The sequence below is a fragment of the Vibrio albus genome (genome assembly GCF_003144035.1).
GTDB classification, from domain to species: domain Bacteria; phylum Pseudomonadota; class Gammaproteobacteria; order Enterobacterales; family Vibrionaceae; genus Vibrio; species Vibrio albus.
On the sequence record NZ_QFWT01000001.1, the window covers coordinates 287484 to 309267 of the forward strand.

Below are 21784 nucleotides of genomic sequence, written 5' to 3' on the forward strand. Positions count from 1 at the left end.
CAATCTCAATAAATAGGGAGATTGATACACTCGAGCGCCAGTAAAAGACGGATACAATCGGCCATATAACCTAAGTGTCATCAGGTGTTAATAAAGTAAATGTCGTTAATGACGTTTATGCACTAAGGCACACTGAATATGTGTTAGATTCGTGGTCAACACAAGACGTCATTTTCGTTTGCTTTATACCCGAGTTAAATAATTTAACACTTTCGCATTATTAACTTTTTATATGAGGAATCTATGTCGAACGTAGATAACAAAAACTTCTCGGAGATCGAGACGAAGAGCTATTCAGAGCTGCACCGTCCGGCTTCTGAGTTTGAAAGTCGCTCTGACTACCTGGACCACGAGCTCCAGATTATGAAACCTCGCCGTTTCGGTCTTAACCTGCCTGGTCGTGATTTCCGTTTTGAACTTGAAGATTTTGTCCCGGCTATTGCAGGTACTATCGGCATCATCGCGATGTATTCCGCGGTAATGATGGCTTGGGCTGCAGGACTGACAGAGAAGTGGGACCACGTTAACCTGGACGTTGCATGGGCGATCGAAGTTGCTCGTGTTGAGATGATCATCCCTGCGCTCTTGTTCTGTGTTCTGGCATCCGGTTTTATTAACCCAAGAGCGAACCTTGCGGGTAACCACGGCCCGATGATCCCGATGATCTTCGTTATCGCTATGGCGGGTGCTCACCCTCTGGCATTGGCAATCCTGATTGGTGTATTCGGACTGATCCTCAGTGCTGTTAAGGGCGGCTCCCGACTCGTGAACCTCACCAGTGAAGGGGTTGCAGGTGGCTTGCTCGTGTTCCTTGGTTTCACCGGTTCGATGAGTCAAATCAACTCACTGATTGGCTGGGCTAATGGTCTTAGCAGCGAAGCCGAAGGCGTAGCTGCCGGTGATATGGGTTATGTGGCTCTGATCGTTCTTGGTATCACTGTCGTCGTTTACGCCATTCTGGCTAAGCTCGGCAAGCGCTGGCTGGCAATCCCTCTATGTGCTGTTACCGGCTTTGTTGTTGCAATGGTATCCGGTGCAGGTTTCGACCTGACTTTTACCACTGAACCTGGTCTGCCAAACCTGAACCCAGTTTACTGGTGGGGCTCTACTGAAACAGGCTGGCAACTAGGCCTGCCTAATGTTGAGCACTTCATTGCATCTCTTCCGTTCGCAATCCTGGCGGTAGCAATGTGGTCCCCAGACTTCCTGGGCCATCGTATTTTCCAGGAACTGAACTATCCTAAAGGTACTGATAAGGTACTGATGGATGTGGATGACACAATGACCATGTGTTCTTTCCGTCAGATGGTTGGTACAGCTGTTGGTGGTGGTAACATCACGTCTTCCTGGGGTACTTACATGATCCCGGCGGCAATTGCTAAGCGCCCTATCCCTGCAGGTTCAATCATTCTGGGTACCCTGGTAATGGTTATCGCTATCGTGGGTTACCCAATGGACGCGGCTGTATGGCCTCCGGTAATGCGCGTTGCACTACTGGTTGGTGTTGCACTGCCTCTGCTGGAAGCAGGCGTACAGATGATTAAAGAGACGAAAGACTCTAACTCTGCTGGTATCTGTGTATTTGCAGCGATGGTCACTAACCCTGTTCTGGCATGGGCACTGACCATGCTACTGGATAACAACGGCTTGATTGGTGACAAAGAACGCCCTCAGAGACTAAGCACATTGGACCGTATCATCATTCCAAGTGTTGTTCTGGTTATCTGTCTGGCAGCGATGCTTGCGGTTGGTATGCTGGAAGGCAAATACGGAATCCCTGCATTCCTGTAAAGATCACAAAAAATTAGGGTGGTAATAAAAACCACCCTTTTTTTACGTGTTTTCTTGTATATTTTTTTTAAAGATTGCAGTATTATTTGAATTGTCGCTTAAAGACATACTCAACTAGGTGCAATATCTATGGTCAAATCGGACACATTTGTTCATAGATATTGTTTTTAAAATAGAGTGTACTGTGCACTATCGTAGGTGCTAGCCGTCCCCCGGCGACAAACAGTACGTGTTTTTTCTACTAAAAAGGTAGGTATATCATGGCAGAGCAATTTGCTAAAGCTTGGGAAGGTTTTGCTGCAGGTGACTGGCAAAACGAAGTTAACGTACGTGACTTTATTCAAAAGAACTACGCACCATATGAAGGTGACGAATCTTTCCTTGTTTCTGAAGGTACTGAGGCTACTAAATCTCTATGGGCTCAGGTAATGGAAGGCATCAAACAGGAAAACAGCACTCACGCTCCTGTTGACTTCGACACTTCTGTTATCTCTACCATCACTGCTCACGATGCTGGTTACATCAATAAAGACCTTGAAACTATCGTTGGTCTCCAAACTGAAGCTCCTCTGAAGCGTGCTATCATCCCTAACGGTGGTATCCGCATGGTTGAGGGTTCTTGTAAAGTATATGGTCGTGAGCTAGATCCTCAAGTTAAGAAAATCTACACAGAATACCGTAAGACTCACAACCAGGGTGTTTTCGATATCTATACTCCTGACATCATGAAATGTCGTAAGTCTGGCGTTCTGACTGGTCTTCCAGATGCATACGGTCGTGGTCGTATCATCGGTGACTACCGTCGTATCGCTCTGTACGGTATCGACTTCCTGATGAAAGATAAATTCGCTCAATTCAATTCTCTGCAAGAGAAATTCGAAAACGGCGAAGATCTACAACTGACTATGCAGCTTCGTGAAGAAGTAGCAGAACAGCACCGTGCACTAGGCCAAATCAAAGAAATGGCTGCTAAGTATGGTTGTGACATCTCTCGTCCAGCTGAAACTGCACAAGAAGCTATCCAATGGACTTACTTCGGCTACCTGGCTGCTGTTAAGTCTCAGAACGGCGCAGCAATGTCTCTTGGCCGTACTTCTACTTTCCTTGATATCTTCATCGAGCGTGATATCGCGGCAGGTAAACTGACTGAAGAACAAGCTCAGGAAATGATCGACCACTTCGTAATGAAACTACGTATGGTTCGTTTCCTACGTACTCCTGAGTACGATGAACTGTTCTCTGGCGACCCAATCTGGGCAACAGAATCTATGGGTGGTATGAGTCTTGACGGACGTACGTTGGTAACTCGTACAAACTTCCGTTTCCTAAACAGCCTGTACACTATGGGTCCTTCTCCAGAGCCAAACATCACTGTACTTTGGTCTGAAGCACTACCTGAAGGCTTCAAGAAGTTCTGTGCGAAAGTATCTATCGATACTTCTTCTATCCAGTACGAAAACGACGACCTGATGCGCCCAGACATGGAATCTGATGACTACGCGATCGCATGTTGTGTATCTCCAATGGTTGTTGGTAAGCAAATGCAGTTCTTCGGTGCTCGTGCAAACCTGGCTAAAACTATGCTTTACACAATCAACGGTGGTGTTGATGAGAAGCTGAAGATCCAGGTTGGTCCTAAGATGGACAAGATCACTTCAGAAGTACTGGACTATGATGATCTGATGGACAAAATGGATCACTTCATGGACTGGCTGGCTAAGCAGTACGTGACTGCACTGAACTCTATCCACTTCATGCACGACAAGTACAGCTACGAAGCGTCTCTGATGGCTCTGCACGATCTGAACGTTAAGCGTACAATGGCTTGTGGTATCGCTGGTCTGTCTGTTGCAGCTGACTCACTGTCTGCAATCAAGTACGCAACTGTTAAACCAGTTCGTGACGAAGATGGCATTGCAATCGACTTCGAAATCGAAGGCGACTATCCTAAGTTCGGTAACAACGACCCACGAGTTGATGACATCGCTTGTGAACTTGTTACTCTGTTCATGAACAAGATTCGTGCACTTAAGACTTACCGTGATGCGATCCCAACTCAGTCTATCCTGACTATCACTTCTAACGTGGTATATGGTAAGAAGACTGGTACTACTCCAGATGGCCGTAAAGCTGGTGCTCCATTTGCTCCAGGTGCTAACCCAATGCACGGTCGTGATGAGAAAGGTGCGGTAGCATCTCTGACTTCAGTAGGTAAACTACCGTTTGCTGATGCAAAAGATGGTATCTCTTACACCTTCTCTATCGTTCCTAACGCTCTGGGTAAAGACGCAGACGCACAGAAAGCGAACCTTGCTGGTCTGATGGATGGTTACTTCCACCATGAAACTGGCATCGAAGGTGGTCAGCACCTGAACGTTAACGTTCTTAACCGCGAAACACTACAAGACGCAGTTAAGCACCCTGAGAAATACCCTCAGCTGACAATCCGTGTATCTGGTTACGCGGTACGTTTCAACTCTCTGACTCCAGAGCAGCAAGCTGACGTTATCTCTCGTACTTTCACTGAGTCTATGTAATTAGCACTTAGCTGAAATACTGAATAAAAATCCCGCACAAGGCGGGATTTTTTTATTACACCGCAAACCGCAAACACTCCTCATTCAGACTGGATGAGTGCCTATCCACGGCCTGACTGTGATTCCGCAGTTCTTTATTACTTCTGTCGATACTTTCCATGGAAGAAGAAATATTGCTCATATTCCGGGCCATAGACTGACTTGTCTGAGCCATCTCCCGGATTGAACTGAAAATAACTTCGGTTTTCTGATTAGCATCTTCCGCTTTTTCAACAATGACAGACAATGCCTGAATAGCTTCATTACCCCGGGCCTGACTCGCCTGCATGGTTTCTTCCGATTGGCTTAAATATCCAATCACCTTGCCACTTTCGCTCTTCATGGCTTCAATCGTGGTCGATATTTCTGAAACGGCATCCACCGTTCTTACTGCCAGATTCCGTACTTCATCTGCAACCACAGCAAACCCTCTTCCCTGCTCTCCTGCCCGTGCTGCTTCAATCGCGGCATTCAGTGCCAACAGGTTCGTTTGCTCGGCAACGCCATTAATAATATCCATCACTGAGTCGACTTTTAACGACGCTTCTTCCAGCTTATGCGTATGTCCGGTGGCGTTTACCAGGATCTCACCCATTTCATCCATTGAACTGATCGCAGAAGTAATCACTTTTCCACCTTCTTCAGCCGCTAGGCTGGAAGAACGGCTGACTTCAGCAACCTGCTCAAGATTTTCTGATACTTGTTTGGTTGTCACATTAACCTGCTCCGTTGCCGAGGCGAGCAGTTGAGTCTGCTCCACGACTTCGGACTGGCTTTGTACAACGTCATCAATACCCACATTAAGATCCGCTGAATTTCTGGAAAGCGTTTCACTACGCTCCTGAACGCCTTTAACCAGCGCCCCCAGATTCTTACAGGTTTGGTTAATGGTATTAGCCAAGCGGTTAAATTCATCTTTTGTATTACCAGTCACCAATAAACGCTGTGACAGGTCCCCTTCAGACATAGAGCCAAGTACCCGGGAAATCTGGTTAAGTGAGCGGCCTATATTGAGGCTGATAAGCGTGAAAGTGATAATCGTAAATGCGGCCAGAACAGCACAGGCAACCATAACCGACCAGAATACACTTTTACCTTTTTGCTCCGCCGCACTCTGATATTGCTGGCTGATCCGATTCAAATCTTCAGACGTGTGGTTTATGACTTCCAGAGACGCCTGCTGATTGGCAAAAAGCTGCTTCTCGACACGGTTTAGCTCCGCCGACAATGAAACCAGATTTTCAAAGGCAGACTGATACACGGTCAGTTCTTCCTGATACATATCCAGCATACCGTAAGAATTAGAGATACTGGAGAAACTGCTTAACGCCCGTTCAAAGGTGTTATAACTGTCTTCTGAAGGGGAAAGCTGATAATTCTGTACGGCTTTAACCAGAACCTGAAAATCCGAGTTCAGGGTTACCATGCCTGTTTCAGCGATTTTTTCTTCTATTACCGTTGCGAAACGTTTCAGTTTTCCGTGCGTGCCATCATCGGAGTTCAGTCCCAGTTGCATCTTCATCTCCAGCCACGGAACCATCAACTCGTGATATTGATTCACCAGACCGGTTAACTCTTCAGCCTGTACACCCAGACCGACACCTGACAAGTAACCGGTCTGCCCCTCAACTCTGCTCTTGATATTTTCTGCCGTAGTCAGAACATCACCCGCATTTTCAGAGGACAACTCTGCTAATGTGCTGGCTAACTGTAGCAGTTCAACCTGAATCTGCTCTGAGGCAAATGCCTCATTCGCGATATCCGTACTTTTTGTATATTGTTCTCCCATTTTCTCCAGGCTATCAGACGTGTACCCAGCTAAGCCGATAAATCCGGTACAAAGCAAGAAGAGAAAAATGAGTATCTTATGTTTCTGTGAAATTTTTAACGCATCCATGTGGTGTCCTTAGCTTTACTTCAGCAATACAAGGAAGCACATCTGACGTTTTTACTGTCATTTTAAAAATCAAATGTGCTCACTCTCTTCTTTATCACATGGGGAAATTTCGTGGTAGAACCAGTTTTAGACAATTTACGTAGCCAGCAAGCTAAAAAAACGGCTATCTGGATCCATAGATAACTAGGTTACTGATGTCATTTGTAATAAAATGAAGGCAAAGAATTCTTATGAGATGAGCACATGTCAACAATTGGACGAATCCATTCCTATGAATCATGCGGTACGGTAGATGGCCCCGGTATCCGTTTTATCATTTTCCTTCAGGGTTGCCTGATGCGGTGTATGTACTGCCATAACCGTGATACGTGGGACCTTCATGATGGAAAAGAAGTAACAGTGGAAGAGATTATCAATGAAGCTAAGTCCTATAAACACTTTATGAAAGCTTCCGGTGGCGGTGTGACGTGTTCCGGAGGTGAAGCAATGCTTCAGCCTGAATTTGTTCGGGATTTCTTCCGTGCCGCAAAAGCAGAGGGTATGCATACCTGTCTGGATACGAATGGCTATATCCGCAAACACACAGACGTTATTGATGAAGTGTTGGAAGTGACCGATCTGGTTATGCTTGATCTTAAGCATATGCGGGATGAAGTCCACAAAGACTTTATTGGTGTGTCCAATACACGGACGCTTGATTTTGCCCGTTATCTTCAGAAAATTGGCCAAACCACCTGGATTCGGTATGTTGTGGTTCCTGGCTATACCGACAGTGAAGAAGATGCTCACCTTCTTGGGCAATTCATTAAAGATATGGATAACATAGAAAAAGTCGAGCTGCTTCCTTACCATAAGCTTGGAGCACACAAATGGGAAGCAATGGGGTATGACTACCCGCTAGAAGGTGTAGAACCACCAAGTAAAGACACCATGGAAAAAATAGTTGCGGTACTTAAGCAATATCACAACAACGTAAAATACTAACAGAAAAAAACCGAAACGAATTAAAACAAAGAGGCCTAAAATATGGAAATGACTAATGCTCAACGCCTTATTCTTTCTAATCAGTACTACCTAATGTCGCAGCTCGATCCGACCAATTCAGAGAAATATAAACGTCTTCAGACTATTGTTGAGCGTGGCTATGGATTACAAATGGGTGAGTTGAACAAAGAATTTGGCTGTCTGCCTGCCGAAGAATGCCAGGAAATCATCGATATTATGGAAATGTATCATGCGATGCAGGAATCTAATAAGATGCTGGACAGTGAAGAGCAAGCGAAAGTGGATCAACGCCGTTTACAGTTTTTAGGGTTTGATATGGTGAAAGAAGCGCAACAAGTATGCTATGTTCGCTTTTTAGTAGACTCAGAAGGTATGTATCCACAGTTTGATAAAAACGAGCATAATTTTAATGCTCAGGTTCCAATGCTGGACAAGTACCGCCGCATGCTCGCGACCTGGAAAGACTGCCCTCGTCAGTATCACCTTTCTGCAACCGAACTGACTCAAATTTTCAACGCATAAACACTCTTTCATTATTCTATGAAAGCAAAGGGCTGGTGATTAAGACCAGCCTTTTATCAAAGAATACTCAGAACATATAAATTAAGCTAATCACCCCAGTGGTGAAAGCAGTCTTCTCTAGGATAGGACTCTCTTCAACACTTCCTTGTAAATTGATATATGTCATCGTGACGTTCACTACCAGATCTTCAGTAAGACCATAGAAAGCAGAAAGACTGGCAAAATATTCGCCCTCTCCATCTGGAGTAAACTGGCTGATAGCACCAGCGGTCTTCGTTGACTCCGCCGCGGATACGCCATACATATGTTGATTATAATCTTCACTATAATAGGTATACCCTATTGATGGTGTAATACCCCACCGGTCAACATTAAATGGATAGCTCCATGTAAGCCCTCCAAGCCAGCCATTATGTTCACCAGCAATATCAGCCGCCCCCGTTAACTTTAACGTACCCAATACGGACTGATACTGATAGCTCATCCCTCCCAAAACAGTCCCTTCACGCTCATCCAGCTTTTTAACATCCAAGTTGTCAGAATCATCCGGGTCAAAGGATTTAGTATCGTATCCTAAATGAAAAATAAGATTATGCGATGCTTGTTTTGAATTAAGAGCATAACCCACTTCTAAACCTTGCCAGTAGAAATGCTCCCCTTCATAGCCTCCTATAGGAAACATCATGGTTGTCGATGACGTATCTTTAAATATGGAGGGTATATAAGCCCCACCGATTCCTAATGACCACTCGGAGGTCTGTTCTGAGGCCTGTTCTGCATAAGCCGGTATACACGAAAACAATACCAATCCAGTTACAAGCCTCTTTACAATTTTCCCTTTATTTCCCATAAGATAACCCTAAAAAACAACAAAATAGTCATTATTTTATGCGTTAGGATTTTCTGTTCAAGTTAAGATTTCTTAATGTTTCTGTCTAATTATTGAGAATACTTTTCATCTATGCCCTGCACATTATCGCCAGAGCATCCGTTTGTTAGCCTATACCCCACAAGCGCCAGACATCACTTTTTCTATCAACACCCCATTGGAATCAGCACATTAAACATCACTTCAAACTCACCCATTCGAAAGTACTGAATAAAATAAATACATAATTGTTAAGCAAAAAGTCAAAACTGGGTCTAGTCTTGAATATATACATAGGAGATAACTGCGTATTTAGTTTGAGGGTTTAAAGGGGCATTCACTATGAGTATTTTTGACCATTATCAGGCGCGCTATGAAGCGGCCAAAGACGAAGAGCTTTCGATTCAGGATTTTTTAACACTTTGTCAGAAAGATAAAAGTGCCTACGCTAATGCTGCAGAAAGGCTGCTTCTTGCTATTGGCGAGCCAGAGATTATAGATACGGCACAAGATCCACGTCTCAGCCGTATATTTTCTAATCGGGTGATTTCACGTTACAAAACATTTGAAGATTTTTACGGCATGGAAGATGCGATAGAACAGATCGTTTCTTATCTGAAACATGCGGCTCAGGGGTTGGAAGAGCGTAAACAGATTCTCTACCTATTAGGTCCTGTAGGCGGTGGTAAGTCCTCGCTGGCAGAAAAGCTGAAAAGTCTGATGGAAAAAATGCCGATCTACGTACTTTCGGCTAATGGCGAACGGAGTCCGGTTAATGACCATCCGTTCTGTCTGTTTGATGTCAATGAAGACGGTGACTTGTTACAGTCCGAGTATGGTATTGCCAAACGTTACCTACGCTCAATAATGTCTCCGTGGGCAGCAAAGCGCCTGCATGACTTTGGCGGTGACATTTCTAAGTTCAAAGTCGTTAAAGTCCGCCCTTCTATTCTTGATCAGATTGCGGTGGCCAAAACAGAACCGGGAGATGAAAACAATCAGGACATTTCCGCACTGGTGGGTAAAGTGGACATCCGTCAACTGGAACACTACGCACAAGATGACCCGGATGCCTACAGCTATTCCGGTGCGTTATGTAAAGCCAACCAGGGCCTGATGGAATTTGTGGAAATGTTTAAGGCACCAATTAAAGTGCTTCACCCACTGCTGACTGCCACTCAGGAAGGTAATTATAATGGTACGGAAGGACTCTCAGCCCTGCCATTTGAAGGCATGATCCTGGCGCACTCCAACGAATCCGAATGGCAGACATTCCGTAATAACAAGAACAATGAAGCGTTCTTAGACAGGGTATATATCGTTAAAGTCCCATACTGTCTGCGGGTATCTGAAGAAGTCAAAATCTATCAGAAATTGCTGGATCACAGTGAGCTTGCGAAAGCACCTTGTTCACCAAGTACTTTGGACATACTTGCTCAATTCAGTATTCTCTCCAGACTGAAAGAGCCTGAAAACTCCTCTATTTTCTCAAAAATGCGGGTTTACGATGGGGAAACTCTGAAAGATACCGATCCGAAAGCCAAAAGCTATCAGGAATATCGCGATTTTGCCGGTGTAGATGAAGGCATGTCCGGCCTATCTACCCGTTTTGCCTTTAAGATCCTGTCCAGGGTATTTAACTTCGATCAGGCAGAAGTCGCTGCTAACCCAGTCCACCTGTTCTATGTCATAGAACAACAGGTAGAACGGGAGCAGTTCCCTCAGGAAACGGCTGAGCGATATCTCGAGTTTCTGAAGGGCTATCTGGTACCGAAATATGTGGAATTTATTGGTAAAGAAATCCAGACAGCATACCTCGAGTCGTATTCAGAATATGGTCAGAATATCTTTGACCGCTATGTCACTTACGCTGACTTCTGGATTCAGGATCAGGAGTACCGGGATCCGGAAACCGGGCAACTATTTGACCGAGCCGCTCTGAATAACGAGCTAGAAAAAATTGAAAAGACCGCCGGCATCGGTAACCCGAAAGATTTCCGTAATGAAATCGTTAACTTTGTGCTACGAGCCAGAGCGAAGAATGAAGGGAAAAACCCGGTATGGACCAGTTATGAAAAACTGCGCACTGTTATCGAGAAGAAAATGTTCTCGAATACAGAAGAATTGCTTCCGGTTATTTCATTTAATGCAAAAACATCGACCGATGATCAGAAAAAACACGACGATTTTGTCGCTCGTATGATGGAAAAAGGCTATACCAAGAAACAAGTTCGTTTACTGTCTGAATGGTATTTACGCGTACGTAAATCCTCATAACGCAGTGCCTGAACTATGAGCAGGTGACAAGCTGGCAGGTTATACCTTGTAACCCGCCAGCTTCTGCCTCCCATTTATACCCGGGATAATTGGAGTGATTGCTGCAAATAACACGGGTTGGTGCTGATAAGGAGTTACTCATGGCCCAATTCATAGACAGAAGGCTGAACAGTAAAAATAAAAGCATGGTTAATCGCCAGCGCTTTTTACGTCGCTATAAAGATCAGATCAAAGAATCTGTGGCCGATGCTATTAACCGCCGCTCAATAACCGATACAGAAACCGGCGAAGATGTATCCATCCCGCATCGTGATATCAAAGAACCTGTTTTCCACCATGGGCAAGGTGGTGTCCGGGAACGGGTACACCCCGGTAATGACCAGTTTATTCCGGGAGACAAAATTGAACGCCCGCCAGGCGGACAAGGTTCCGGTCAGGGCAGCGGTGAAGGTGATGCCAGTCCGGACGGTGAAGGACAGGACGAATTTGTCTTCCAGATCTCCAAAGATGAGTATCTGGATATTCTGTTTGAAGACCTTGAACTTCCCAACCTTGAGCAGAACCAAAATGCCAAAATTGTGGAATGGAAAAAAACCCGCTCCGGATACCAGACTGCAGGTATCCCGTCTAATATTGCGATTATTCGCTCACTTCAGCAATCGCTAGCCAGAAGAACAGCAATGACTTCTGGGAAAAAACGACTTCTGGAAGAGCTGGAGCAAGAACTGGAACAGATTCGAAGTGCTGAACCAGCTCAGCCTATTGAGGAAAAACGAATTAAGCAGGAAATAGAAGAGCTCAGACAAAAAATTGCGTCTGTTCCTTTTATTGATAGCTTTGATCTTCGCTTCAAGAATTATGAGAATAAACCGGTACCTTCCAGTCAGGCCGTCATGTTCTGTCTCATGGATGTCTCGGGTTCCATGGATCAGGCCACAAAAGATATCGCTAAACGCTTCTATGTATTGCTGTATATGTTCCTGAACCGCACTTATGAAAATGTTGAAGTGGTCTTTATCCGTCACCACACTCAGGCAAAAGAAGTGGATGAACATGAGTTCTTCTATTCTCAGGAAACCGGGGGCACCATTGTGTCCAGTGCATTAAAGCTGATGAAGAAGATCGTTGAAAAACGATATCCGACGAACGAATGGAATATCTACGCGGCACAAGCCTCTGATGGTGATAACTGGGCGGATGATTCACCGAAGTGTAAGGAGTTGCTGGAGACAAGTTTGCTGCCAGCCTGTCAGTACTATGCTTATATTGAAATTACCCGGCGTTCACATCAGACACTATGGCATGAGTATGAAAAACTTCAACAGACCAACAACCATTTCGCAATGAAGAACATCCGTAGTGTAGATGATATCTACCCTGTATTCAGAGAGCTGTTTCAGAAAGAAACCGCTTAGGGGGGCGCTATGACAACAAAGGATAATGTAAAGAAACCAACGAAGCCGACACGCAAACGTCACCCTCTGCCTGATGGGCCGGACTGGACGTTTTCGTTACTGGAAGATTACCATAAAGAGATAAAACGTGTTGCAGAACACTACCGGCTCGATACTTACCCAAATCAGATCGAGGTGATCACTTCAGAACAAATGATGGATGCCTATTCCAGTATTGGTATGCCTATCAACTATCATCATTGGTCATTCGGTAAAAAATTCATCCAGACAGAGCAGAACTACAAACATGGGCAAATGGGGCTTGCCTACGAAATTGTCATTAACTCCGACCCCTGTATTTCTTACCTGATGGAGGAAAACACGGTGACCATGCAGGCACTTGTGATGGCTCACGCCTGTTATGGACACAACTCTTTTTTCAAAGGTAACTACCTGTTCCGGGCCTGGACAGATGCCAGCTCCATCATTGACTACCTGCTGTTCGCCAGGAAATACATTTCCGAGTGTGAAGAGAAATATGGCGAAGAAGAGGTAGAACAAATACTGGACTCATGCCACGCCCTGATGAATTTTGGTGTTGACCGTTATAAGCGTCCGGAGAAAATCTCTATCGCAGAAGAAAAAGCCCGTCAGGAAGAACGGGAAACCTACCTTCAGTCCCAGGTAAACGACCTGTGGCGTACGGTACCGAAGTCAAAACAGAAGGAGGAAGGTGAACAACCACGTTTTCCATCGGAGCCACAGGAAAATATCCTGTACTTTATCGAAAAACATGCCCCTCTCCTGGAGCCCTGGCAACGGGAAATTGTGCGGATTATCCGTAAAATCAGCCAGTATTTTTATCCCCAGAAACAAACACAAGTGATGAACGAAGGATGGGCCACTTTCTGGCATTACACCATTCTGAACCATCTTTATGATGAAGGACTGGTTACCGATAAGCTGATGCTGGAATTCCTTCACAGCCATACCAATGTGGTCGCTCAGCCTCCATACAATAGCCCATACTTTAACGGCATTAACCCGTATGCATTAGGGTTTGCCATGTTTCAGGATATTCGCCGTATCTGTGAAGAACCGACCGATGAGGACAAGGAATGGTTCCCGGATCTTGCCGGTACAGACTGGCTAGAGGCAGTGCATTTCGCTATGCAAAACTTCAAGGATGAAAGCTTTATCAGTCAGTATTTGTCCCCTAAACTGATGCGCGACTTTAAATTTTTCTCAATCCTTGATGATGACCGGAGAAACTACATTGAAGTCAGTGCGATTCACAATGAATCCGGTTACCGGACCGTTCGTGAAAAACTGGCCTCACAGTATAATCTCAGTACGCTTGAACCCAATATTCAGGTCTGGAATGTGGAAGTGCGCGGAGACCGTTCGATCACTCTGCTATATAAGCCTCATGACCGCATTCCGCTTGCGAAAGGCTATGATGAGGTTCTGAAACACCTTTACCGGCTGTGGGGGTTTGATGTTATTTTGGAGGAGTTAACCGACTCAGGGCGAAAAACCCGCCTCGGTACATGTCCACCAAAAGAAGAAGACTAACATTTCCGCCTCCCCCTTGTTTCAAGGGGGAGTTTACTTTTTACTTTCGAGCAACTAAAGTTCTCACCGCATCCAGATCTTCTGGCGTATCAACCCCTGCTGCCGGAGCCTCTTTTGCGACTTCTACGTGAATTTTTTCACCATACCAAAGTACCCGAAGCTGCTCCAGAGACTCGATTTTCTCCAGAGCACTTGGCTGCCAGTGAATATAAGTATTGATGAAACCGGCCCGATAAGCGTAAATGCCAATATGTCGCAACAGCGGTTGACTAATGGTTTTACCTTCATCAGCAAAGTTGTCCCTGTCCCACGGAATCGTTGCCCGGCTAAAGTACAGCGCATAACCGTCCTTATCGGTAACGACCTTAACCGCATTGGGATTAAAGACTTCGGCTTCATCAGATATTTCCACACCTAGCGTAGCCATTGGTGCCGTACTGGCAGCCAGATTATCCGCTACCTGGCGAATAATCGCCGGAGGAATCAAAGGCTCATCCCCCTGAACATTCACCACAATGTGATCATCGGCAATATTCATTTTTTCGACCACTTCCGCCAGCCGCTCTGTGCCAGACTGGTGATCCGGAGAAGTCATGCAGACCACACCACCGAAGGCCTTCACGGCCGCTTCGATACGCGTATCATCCGTGGCGACAATCACCCTTTCTGCACCAGCTTGCCGGGCTTGTTCATAGACCCACTGGATCATCGGCTTACCCGCGATATCTGCCAATGGTTTTCCCGGCAGACGGGTCGACTGATAACGTGCAGGTATTACCACCGTAAATGCCATTATCGCCCCTCGTCCATATCCATGGTTCTGGCTTCATTTTCCAGCAATACCGGAATGCCATCTTTAATAGGAAAAGCCAGACGATCCACCTTACAAATAAGTTCTTTATTATTCGCATCATAAACCAGCTTACCCTTACATACCGGGCAAGCCACAATCTCAAGCAGACGATGGTCCATATTCTTTCCTGTATCCTGTAATTTTCTTTAACAATTTATCTTCATCATCGGCACTAAAGTCCGCCGAAACCGGAAGGTACCACCAGTTCTCCCTGGCAAATGAATCACATTTCACCGCGTCTTTTTCGGTCATAATAAGATGTTCACCCTGTGTTGCCAGTTCGGTTAATTCTTCTGGTTTAAAGTCCTGATGATCAGCAAACCCCTGAGCCCTGATGACATCAGCGCCAAGCTCCTCCAATGTACTGAAGAAGCGCGGCGGATGACCAATACCCGCGATCGCGACCAGCTTACGCAGTTCCGATACCTTTTTTTCTTCACCCGTGACCATATTGACAGCCATTGAGGGTTTCAGCCGGAATGATATTTCCCCCGGCTGCGCATCACCACCGTTGGTAATAATAAAATCCACATCCTGCAGCCTGTCCAGCCCTTCCCGAAGAGGCCCGGCGGGAATAAACTTCTGGTTACCAAACCGTCTCTGACCATCCACCACCACAATTTCAATATCCCGTTGCAGAGCGTAATGCTGAAGCCCGTCATCGGTAATGATCAGGTCCACTTCACGACGCTCAATCAATGCTTTTACTGCATCGGCTCGTATAGGATCTACCGCTACCGGGGCTCCGGTACGTTTATAGATAAGCTTTGGTTCATCACCACTGTAATGTTCCGGAGTGGCTTTCTCAAGAATAAGCGGATACTCCGGGGCTTTTCCCCCATAACCACGGGAAACCACCCCCGGCTTATATCCAAGCTTCTGCAGCCTTTCTACCAGCCAGATAACAACTGGGGTTTTGCCATTTCCCCCTGCAGTAATATTTCCTACCACGATCACAGGAACAGGGGCCCGATAAGACGCCTTATTTCCAGAGAGGTAAGCCTGTTTCCGGGAACGGCTGACAGCCCTGAATATCAGACTTAATGGCCACAATAGCGGCCCTAGTAACCAGCCTAGAGGGTGATGTTCAAACCAGATTTTTTCAATCAACACTCGTGTTTCCTATTCACCAAACTGAATCCGGTGTAATTGAGCATAAGCCCCATTTTTGTCCATCAGTTCATGGTGGGAGCCTCGCTCAATGACTTCACCGTCATCGACCACCAAAATCTGGTCTGCGTTCTCAATCGTTGACAGACGGTGTGCAATTACCAGCACTGTTTTGTCTTTCTGGAGTTCATCCAGAGCAGACTGAATCGCACGTTCTGACTCTGTATCCAGAGCCGATGTTGCTTCATCCAGAATCAATACCGGTGAGTTACGCAACAAAGCACGGGCAATCGCAATACGCTGGCGCTGTCCTCCGGAAAGGCTGCCTCCGTTCTCACCGATCACTGTATCCAGTCCATCGGGCATATTCTCGATAAACTCCATGGCATGTGCCAGACGAGCGGCCTCTTCTATCTGCTCCCGGGAGTAATCTTCTTCTGCCGCATAAGCGATATTGTTAGCAATCGTATCATTGAACAGATGAACGTTTTGCGAAACCAGGGCGAAATGCGTACGGAGATTCATCAGCGTATAATCACGAATATCATGACCATCCAGTTCGATCGAACCGCTGTCAACGTCGTAAAAACGAGTAAATAAGTTGGCAATCGTGCTCTTACCGGATCCCGAACGACCCACCAATGCCACTGTTTTCCCCTCTGGAATCTCAAAGCTGACATTCTGTAAGGCTGGCTTTTCGTTTCCCTGATAGGTAAAAGTGATGTTGTCTACTTTTATCTCACCTTTGGCTTTTTCAATCTGATACGATCCGCTATCCATCTCAGTTTCCAGATCCATCAGGCTAAACAAAGTCTGACTGGCTGCCATACCACGCTGAAACTGAGACGTCACACTCGTTAGCGCTTTTAACGGACGCATCAGGCCAAACATAGAGGAGAAAATCACCGTAAAAGTACCCGGCGTTAGATCTTCACGGATCGCGTCAAAGCTCGCCAGATACAGTACCGCAACCAATGCAAGCGAAGCGATAATTTGAATAATCGGGTTGGCAGCAGCCTGGGCAGTAACCAGTTTCATGCTCTGCTGACGCATCTGATTGCTCACTTTATCAAACCGATGACTTTCCAGATCCTGTCCTCCATAGCTGAGCACTACCTTATGGCCCTTTAACATCTGCTCGGCTGACGAGGTAACCTGCCCCATGGCAGTCTGCATATTTTTACTGATCTTACGGAATCGTTTGGACACAATACCGATACCCCAGGCCACAACAGGAGCAACAATAAGCAGCACCAGTGACAGCTCCCAACTGTTCCAGAACATCAAAAACAGCAGGCCGATGATGCTTGCTCCCTCACGAACAATACTCACCAGCGCCCGGCTGGTCGCCCCGGCAACCTGTTCAGAATCATAAGTAATTCGGGATAACAGAGAACCGGTAGACTCCCGGTCAAAAAACGCCACCGGCATATGGATAAACTGACGAAAAATTTTTCGACGCATCAGCATCACTACATTTCCGGACACCCAGTTCAGGCAGTAAGCCGAGACAAAGTTACTGATCCCACGGATCACCATCATCACCAGGATAATAACCGGAAGGATCTTAAGGAAATCAGAATCCGTACTACCAAACCCTTCATCAAGAAGAGGTTTCAGCAACGAAACCATATAAGTATCGCTGGCTGCACTGGCAACCAGTGCAACAACTGCAACAGCTAACCCTTGTTTATATAAACGGATAAACTGCCATAATCGTTTAAAGGTTTCCCAGGTGGTTTCGTCATATTGCGGTGTGGACATAACTACAACTATTCAGGTAAAAATATGGCGCTATTCTACTCTCTTACGCAGAATCTGCCTATACCATGGCGATGAATCTGTTGCTCTGAACGAACTGATTTGCCAGTTATTCTCTGTTATTTCGACAGTAATCTGCCCACTCTCTCCTGTATCCAACCATTTAATGTCTCTGCTTGCATATACATTTAGAACGTTTACTGATGGCATGCCCTGAAAATTACCTTTAGCCAGTGATGCAATCGCCACCTCAGGAGTCACCTGCTCAATAAATGTCCCGGTTGACGATGTATCACTACCATGGTGAGGCACCAGCATAATATCCGAGTCGAGTTTATCTTTTCCTTCCCTTGCCAGAAGATATTCGCTGACCGCTTCAATATCCCCGGTCAGCAGGATACTAAACTGTCCATCAGTCACTCTGACAACACAGGAATGTGAGTTATAGGCCCGGGCAACCTGTTTGGGAGGCCATACAGCCTCAAAACGGAGTGCACGCCAGTACCAATGCGTCCCCTTAATACAGGGCTGATACCCGACAATTCGTTCACTTGCCCATTTCATTTTTGGTATAAATTGCCGTTCAATGAACTGCCTGCCACCCGCATGGTCAGAATCCGTATGGCTCAGAATCAGGCCGTCCAGTTGCCTTACACCTCGTTTTACCAGTACGGGGGCAATCACTGACTCGGCAATGCTCCCGGTCTCCCAGCGCTCCCCGGTGTCATACAAAATGTGTCCTCCAGCCTTACTAATCAATAACGCTAACCCCTGTCCGACATCCAGCACATCCACCTGCCAGCCTGCTTTGCGGTCATCAAATAAAACCAACAAACAACCGCTCACCAGTAACCATTTCTTTTGCACTGAGCTGAGCAGAGGAGAAAAAATCCATACCAATGTCACCAAGGCAGCCAGAGAAATCAGGGTGGCAGAGATAGCAACCCATGCGCCTTCCGAATACCTGATAGCAGATAAAACGGGTATCAGTGCGTAATCGGCCATCTGCCACACAAAAACCGAAATATCCGGTAGTAAAAAACTAAAAAAGAGACCGATAAAAACCAGAGGTACAATAATGAAGCTAAACCAGGGCACGAAAATCAGATTATAAACAGGCGAAACAGCACTAAGCCCGGAGAAAAAATACCCCGTCACCGGAATCATCACAGCGGCCAGTACACACTGCATTAATACCAGCCGTTTTATTTTTCTGCTGCGACGAAACACAGAAGATCCAAGTAGCAGATAGATAGACGTAACAGCACCAAATGACATCCAGAAGCTGGCTGAAAACGGTGCGAAAGGGTCAATGCATAATACCGTGCACAGCGTCAGTAACAATACCTGCCAACGGCTATAAGTAAGCCTTATCATAGGAACAATACTCACTAGTGCACACATGGTTAATGCCCTGATGGCCGGTAAACTAAAGCCCGCCAGCCACGCATAGATTCCAGCGAATAGAACACCAGTAATAATGGGGGCTTTCAGCATATAGGGAGAAAGCAGGGACAACGGCTTACCGACAATCCAGCCGAGCATAAATGCTAGCCCTATATGCAAACCGGAAATAGCAACAAGATGAATCAGCCCGCTGGATTTAAGGTCTTTCCAGAGAGGTGGTGATATAGTATTGCGATCACCAAAAGTTAAAGCCATCAACAATGGTTGAGCCACAAGTCCCTCAGTCTGTCGGGTAACTCGTTGGTGCAACATCAGCCGGAAAGAAGAACTGGAATGTAACCTCTCTGGCACTCCTTTCAGGTTTGCTTTGGCGTGCAAATACTGACTGACGTAGTACTTCTCTTCATCAAATCCTGCTTCATTCAATTTTCCGTAGACAGGCTTTAGCCTCACTTCCAGTTTCCACTGCTCACCAAGTAAAAAGGGATCGCCTGAAGATACCCGAAGTTTTATCCTGGGAAGGAAAATTTGATCCAGGTCGTGTTCATTTACCTTATGCACAGAAAATAACACGATCTGACCATGACTTATTTCTTTAAAAAGGCTGTCAACTTGCCCAGTTATGGTAATATTCAGACCGTCCTGAAAGACTGTCTCTACCTGTTCTTTAAACTGATTCATACTGATGATAAGAACAATGATGGCAGCAATTCCTCCCCGGAACCAACGAAACGGATAAAAATAATAACTCACAATGAACAGAGCAGCGCAAACAACAATCCAGTCCATGCTGGGAATTGTTTGCCAATACTGAACAGAGACAATAACCACAAAAAAGCAGATTAGATTCCAGCTGTGTAATAAGAGAGTCATCATTCCTTATGCCAAAGAAAGTAATCAGACGTTTTTTGCCGGATCACGAAGTGATAAAACGTCAAAAAGCACTCAAGATTTTTGGTAATGTACTGTACAACCCAAATCTCTGGTGCCTTAACCGTCGCTCCGCCTCAGGAGCGTTTGCTGTCGGTCTTTTTATGGCGTTTGTCCCTTTGCCTAGCCAGATGATTATGGCGGCAGGTCTGGCTATTCTGTGCGGTGTTAATCTGCCTCTTTCGATCGTACTGGTCTGGATCAGCAACCCGATCACGATGCCAGTCATGTTTTATTTTGCTTACAAAGTCGGTGCCAAAGTCATGCACTTGCCGCCACAGCATTTTCATTTTGAGCTCTCATGGCAATTTCTGGCAGAGCAAATTGGTACTATCGGTCCGCCACTGATACTCGGCTGTGCCATTTGCGGGCTTGTCTGCGCTGTTATAGGTTTCTTTGGTATTCGTGGCTTATGGCGCTATTCCGTTGTCAGAAGCTGGCAGAAACGTTCGGTAAGATAACCAGAGATAGTGGATTAAGCATCTGGTTAAGAATAAATTTTAAGCAGATATCATAAAAAAGGGTCGCAAACGCGACCCTTTTCTTATCATTTTCTCTACATTTAGCGCGTTCTACTTCGCACTCAGCACTTCTGCCGGATTCATCTGGCTGGCTTTACTTGCCGGATACCAGGTTGCCAACAGGCTAAGCACGATAGCCGTTCCGGATACCACCAGCACATCAATAGGGTTAACCTGAGAAGGCAGAAAATCAATAAAGTAGATATCGCCAGACAGGAAGTGATGCCCGGTTAGCTGTTCGAGACTTTTGATCATAAGGGTCAGGTTCAGTGCGACAACCACTCCCAGTACACTACCGACAATACTACCAAGCACGCCTGATAATACTCCCAGCCAGGTGAAGATACGCTTGATCAACCGGTCAGTTGCCCCCATGGTGCGCAAAATCGCAATCTCAGACGCCCGATCTTTTACTGCCATCATCAGAGTGGACACAATATTAAAACAGGCGACACCAATCACCAACACCATCACCAGATACATAATAGTCCGTACCATCTGAATGTCGCGGTAAAGAAAGCCAAACTTCTGTTTCCAGCTACGCAGATACACATAGACCGGTACCTGATTCCCGACTTCTCGGACAATACTCTGCGCGTTCAGCACATCCGATGTTCGCAAGGATACTCCGGTTACCGCCTCTCCTAACCGGGTATATTGCTGGGCATCTTCAAGTGGGAGCAACGCCATAGAGTGATCAATTTGTCCTCCAAGCGAGAGCAGCCCGGTCACCGTTACCCGGACACGATTAGGCGAACGCATTTTCTGAGCCGAATTCTGTCGGGGAACCATGATTGTGACACTGTCACCAACTGCAATACCTAAACTGTCGGCAATGCCTTTGCCAAGGATGATCTGTCTCTCACCCGGACGGAAGTTCTCCCATGCTTTACCACTAATATAACGGGGAAGATCGGAGACCTTATTCTCCCATTCGGGATCAACACCTCTGATCTCCAGAGCTTTTAGAGTGGTTCCTTTTTCCGCAAGCCCCGTAAAGCGTACATAGGGAGCCGCAGCGGTTACTTTTTCGTGAGACTCGACTTGCTTAACAACCTGCTGCCAGTTGGTGAAGCCCCCTTTCACGCCTTCCAGCTCTCCATGAGGGATCACTGACAAAACCCGCTGCTCCAACTCCTTTTCAAAGCCATTCATCGCCGAAAGTCCGATAATAATCACCGCGACCCCGACAGCAATACCAATGGTAGATGAAACAGAAATAAAGGAGACCAGCTTATTTCTTTGCTTTGCCCGACTAAAACGCCCGCCAATAAAAAACGCAAGGGATGAAAACATC

16 protein-coding genes are annotated in these 21784 nt (G+C 46.0%); 8 read left to right on the forward strand and 8 right to left on the reverse strand.

Annotated features, from left to right (window positions below; genetic code table 11):
- Positions 1–243 precede the first annotated feature (243 nt).
- Together DI392_RS01255 and pflB are read left to right on the forward strand one after the other, a co-directional pair.
- A complete protein-coding gene (locus DI392_RS01255) occupies positions 244–1791 on the forward strand; it encodes a DUF3360 family protein (RefSeq protein WP_109318088.1) in 1548 nt (515 codons plus the stop codon).
- A 260-nt stretch (positions 1792–2051) separates the two neighbouring features.
- The gene (pflB, locus tag DI392_RS01260; protein ID WP_109318089.1) at positions 2052–4328 is read left to right on the forward strand and encodes a formate C-acetyltransferase; all 2277 of its coding nucleotides are present in this window, start codon (positions 2052–2054) and stop codon (positions 4326–4328) included.
- A 55-nt stretch (positions 4329–4383) separates the two neighbouring features.
- Here pflB and DI392_RS01265 read toward each other — a convergent pair whose 3' ends face one another.
- Positions 4384–6264 (reverse strand): methyl-accepting chemotaxis protein, encoded by a 1881-nt coding sequence (locus tag DI392_RS01265; protein WP_109318090.1) that lies wholly within the window; start codon positions 6262–6264, stop codon positions 4384–4386.
- 243 nt (positions 6265–6507) lie between these two features.
- On the opposite strand from DI392_RS01265, the gene pflA reads away from it, so the two are divergent.
- A complete protein-coding gene (gene pflA / locus DI392_RS01270; RefSeq protein ID WP_109318091.1) occupies positions 6508–7248 on the forward strand; it encodes a pyruvate formate lyase 1-activating protein in 741 nt (246 codons plus the stop codon).
- 42 nt (positions 7249–7290) lie between these two features.
- The gene (locus DI392_RS01275; protein ID WP_109318092.1) at positions 7291–7791 is read left to right on the forward strand and encodes a YfbU family protein; all 501 of its coding nucleotides are present in this window, start codon (positions 7291–7293) and stop codon (positions 7789–7791) included.
- 67 nt (positions 7792–7858) lie between these two features.
- On the opposite strand, the gene DI392_RS01280 is transcribed toward DI392_RS01275, so the two are convergent.
- Positions 7859–8641: a MipA/OmpV family protein gene (locus DI392_RS01280; RefSeq protein ID WP_109318093.1), complete on the reverse strand. Its 783-nt coding sequence runs from the start codon at positions 8639–8641 to the stop codon at positions 7859–7861.
- A 360-nt stretch (positions 8642–9001) separates the two neighbouring features.
- On the opposite strand from DI392_RS01280, the gene DI392_RS01285 reads away from it, so the two are divergent.
- The 3 genes from DI392_RS01285 (at position 9002) to DI392_RS01295 (ending at position 13905) form a co-directional block, all read left to right on the forward strand.
- Positions 9002–10936, forward strand: coding sequence for a PrkA family serine protein kinase (locus tag DI392_RS01285; RefSeq protein WP_109318094.1), 1935 nt, complete (start codon positions 9002–9004; stop codon positions 10934–10936).
- Positions 10937–11076: 140 nt separating this feature from the next.
- On the forward strand, positions 11077–12351 hold the full coding sequence (locus tag DI392_RS01290; RefSeq protein WP_109318095.1) for a YeaH/YhbH family protein: 1275 nt from the start codon (positions 11077–11079) through the stop codon (positions 12349–12351).
- A gap of 9 nt (positions 12352–12360) precedes the next feature.
- A complete protein-coding gene (locus tag DI392_RS01295; protein WP_109318096.1) occupies positions 12361–13905 on the forward strand; it encodes a SpoVR family protein in 1545 nt (514 codons plus the stop codon).
- Between the two features lie 40 nt (positions 13906–13945).
- Here DI392_RS01295 and kdsB read toward each other — a convergent pair whose 3' ends face one another.
- From kdsB to DI392_RS01320, 5 genes are read right to left on the reverse strand one after another with little or no spacing between them, the layout of a single operon-like run.
- Positions 13946–14698 (reverse strand): 3-deoxy-manno-octulosonate cytidylyltransferase, encoded by a 753-nt coding sequence (gene kdsB / locus DI392_RS01300; protein WP_109318097.1) that lies wholly within the window; start codon positions 14696–14698, stop codon positions 13946–13948.
- Positions 14698–14877 (reverse strand): Trm112 family protein, encoded by a 180-nt coding sequence (locus tag DI392_RS01305; protein WP_109318098.1) that lies wholly within the window; start codon positions 14875–14877, stop codon positions 14698–14700. The genes kdsB and DI392_RS01305 overlap by 1 nt, the downstream gene beginning before the upstream one ends.
- Positions 14858–15868: a tetraacyldisaccharide 4'-kinase gene (lpxK, locus tag DI392_RS01310; RefSeq protein WP_109318533.1), complete on the reverse strand. Its 1011-nt coding sequence runs from the start codon at positions 15866–15868 to the stop codon at positions 14858–14860. Before lpxK ends, DI392_RS01305 begins: the two co-directional genes overlap by 20 nt.
- A gap of 12 nt (positions 15869–15880) precedes the next feature.
- Positions 15881–17632, reverse strand: a complete 1752-nt coding sequence (gene msbA / locus DI392_RS01315; RefSeq protein WP_109318099.1) for a lipid A ABC transporter ATP-binding protein/permease MsbA — start codon at positions 17630–17632, stop codon at positions 15881–15883.
- 30 nt (positions 17633–17662) lie between these two features.
- Positions 17663–19912: a DNA internalization-related competence protein ComEC/Rec2 gene (locus tag DI392_RS01320; RefSeq protein ID WP_109318100.1), complete on the reverse strand. Its 2250-nt coding sequence runs from the start codon at positions 19910–19912 to the stop codon at positions 17663–17665.
- Between the two features lie 5 nt (positions 19913–19917).
- Between DI392_RS01320 and DI392_RS01325 the strand changes: the two genes are divergently transcribed.
- A complete protein-coding gene (locus DI392_RS01325; protein WP_109318101.1) occupies positions 19918–20427 on the forward strand; it encodes a DUF2062 domain-containing protein in 510 nt (169 codons plus the stop codon).
- 111 nt (positions 20428–20538) lie between these two features.
- Here the strand turns inward: DI392_RS01325 and lolE are convergent, their stop codons facing one another.
- Positions 20539–21783: a lipoprotein-releasing ABC transporter permease subunit LolE gene (lolE, locus tag DI392_RS01330; protein ID WP_109318102.1), complete on the reverse strand. Its 1245-nt coding sequence runs from the start codon at positions 21781–21783 to the stop codon at positions 20539–20541.
- Between the last annotated feature and the right edge of the window lies 1 nt (position 21784).